This window comes from Amycolatopsis sp. H20-H5 (genome assembly GCF_035828755.1).
In the GTDB taxonomy this organism is placed as follows: domain Bacteria; phylum Actinomycetota; class Actinomycetes; order Mycobacteriales; family Pseudonocardiaceae; genus Amycolatopsis.
The window spans coordinates 1-1814 of sequence record NZ_JAYMZS010000259.1; the positions used below are offsets into that span (position 1 = coordinate 1).

Consider the following 1814-nt stretch of genomic DNA (forward strand, 5'->3'; position numbering starts at 1 on the left):
CTAGGAGGCTGCTGAATAATCGGCGTGTCTCCTTGAAATGGCATGCTGAGCTGGGAGAATAGTGTCATGCAGGGTGTGGAGCGGGCGGATCGGGAGTTTCTGGACGCGCGAGCACTGGTCGGTCATCTTGTGCCTGAGGGCAGCATCTTCGCGTTCCTGGCCGAGCATCGCCAGGGCGTGTTCCCTGATGGACAGTTCGAGGATCTGTTTCCCTCGGGCAAGGGCCGTCCGTCGATCCCGGCGTCTGTGATGGCATCGATCCTGGTGCTGCAAGTCTTGCATGATCTCTCGGATCGGGAGACCGCTGAGACAGCCCGGTGTGATCTGCGATGGAAGGTCGCGACCGGAATGTCGTTGAATCACAAGGGTTTCGATCCGTCCACGCTGGTGTACTGGCGCAAGCGGCTGGCCAAGTCCGACCGGCCGCATCGAATCAACGAAGCGGTGCGCACGGTCGTGGAAGCGACCGGGATCCTGCGTGGCCGCGGTAAACGTGCGGTGGATTCCACGATCCTGGCCGACGCGGTCGCCACTCAGGACACCATCACCCAGCTGATCTCGGCGATCCGGCGGGTCGGACGGCTGGTGCCCGGTGCTGCCGAGCAGGTCGTGGCGGTGTGCACCGGGCATGACTACTCCACTGCGGGGAAACCCAGGATCGACTGGGACGAGCCCGGCGCTAAAGACAGGCTGGTGTCGGCCCTGGTCAACGACGCGAACGCGGTGCTTGCCGTGTTCGCCGAGGTAGATCAGGACGAGTGGGACGAGCCGGCGTCCTCGGCGCTGGCGCTGCTGGCGTTGGTCGCGGGGCAGGATGTCGAGCCCGCCGAAGGATCCGATGGCACCGATGGGCGGTGGCGGATCGCCCGCAAAGTCGCCCCCGACCGAGTCGTGTCCACTGCGGACCCGGATGCGCGGCATACCCGCAAATCGCCGGAGAACCGGCGGGACGGGTATCGGGCGCACGTGGCGGCGGAACCAGAAACGGGAATCATCACCGACGAAGCGCTCACCAAGGCCGCCGGGACCGAGAACTCCGATCCAGCGGTGGCGGCGAAGTTCCTGGACACCGAAGATGAAACATGCGAGTGGTACGGAGATTCCGCTTATGGCACCGGGGATCTGCGTGGCGCGATCGCCGACGCAGGCAACGAGGCCGTGATCAAACCCATGCCCGTGCGGGCACCCGTCGAGGGCGGATTCACCATCGACGACTTCACCGTCAGCGAGGACCCGCAGACGGTGACCTGCCCGGCCGGGAACACCCGCCCGATCACCCCGGCACGATCGGCGAGCTTCGGCAAACTGTGCCGCGACTGCCCGCTCCGCGCTGCGTGCACCACCTCCAAAACCGGCCGAACCCTAAATCTGCACACCCACGACAGCCTGCTGCGCAGGGCCCGCCGCGACTGGGCCGAGCAGCCTGAAATGCGAGAGAAATACCGCACGTTCCGACCTAACGTGGAACGCGTCATCTCCCAGATCGCCAGCCGCGGCGGCCGCCGCCTCAAACTCCGCTACCGAGGCACCACCAAAAACACCGCCTGGCTCACCCACCGCACCGCCGGACTCAACCTGCGCAACCTCATCGGACGCGGACTCACCCGCACGGCAGGAGTCTGGGTTCTGACAGCCCACACCGCCTGACAGTCACCACACAGGCCGGCTGATCGGCGCCCCCACCGGCATCAACAGCCCTCCAGAGGCCCTCTCACGATCCGGACGGTTCGCGTCACGGCCTTACGCTCACTGTCCGCACCTCGGACGTCTCAGGCAGTCAGCCCCAGAACCACCCATATTCAGCAGCCTCCTAG

The 1814-nt window shown here is 65.7% G+C and carries 1 protein-coding gene; it reads left to right on the plus strand.

The features are described from left to right. The first annotated feature begins 66 nt into the window (after positions 1-66). A complete protein-coding gene (locus tag QMK34_RS47305; protein WP_326421600.1) occupies positions 67-1647 on the plus strand; it encodes an IS1182 family transposase in 1581 nt (526 codons plus the stop codon). Positions 1648-1814 lie beyond the last annotated feature (167 nt).

Coding starts and splice junctions, on each gene's coding strand:
- QMK34_RS47305 (WP_326421600.1), top strand. CDS start 67: ATGCAGGGTGTGGAGCGGGCGGATCGGGAGTTTCTGGACGCGCGAGCA.